This window comes from Treponema sp. R8-4-B8, from assembly GCF_054786175.1.
On the sequence record NZ_BDHE01000381.1, the window covers coordinates 1 to 453 of the forward strand.

The following is a 453-nucleotide window of genomic DNA, read 5'->3' on the forward strand; positions in this document are numbered from 1 at the left end:
TTATCTGTGCCAAGTTTTTCGTATAAAACTTGAATTGAAAGGCGATCGGAATTTGAGAATTTACCCATTCCCTTTCTAACTAAAAAGAGATTCTCCGCATTCAAGGGAACAATATCTGCCAAAGTGCCAAGCGAAACCAAAGGCAAATATTTTTCCAAATCGCTCAAAGGCGTGCTTGTTTTTTGATAAAGTGCATATAAAAATTTATAAGCAACTCCCGCTGCGCATAAACATTTATTTGGGTACTCGCAGCCTTCCAAAAAAGGGTCTAAAATGGCATCTGCCTCTGGCAAGCCTTCTCCAGAGGGTCTGTGGTGGTCTATAACCAAAACCTGCATTCCAAACTCTTTTGCGGCTTTTATTTCTTCTTTTGCGGTTATGCCTGTCTCTTATACACATCAGATGTGTATAAGAGACAAGCCTAACCTGCGATGTCCATAGCAGAAATTTGTG

The 453-nt window shown here is 40.2% G+C and carries 1 protein-coding gene; it reads right to left on the bottom strand.

The window, feature by feature from the left end; translation table 11 throughout:
• The coding region (locus ACYVRA_RS08860) for a hypothetical protein (RefSeq protein WP_461252348.1) at positions 1-338 on the bottom strand (338 nt) is incomplete at its 3' end.
• Between the last annotated feature and the right edge of the window lie 115 nt (positions 339-453).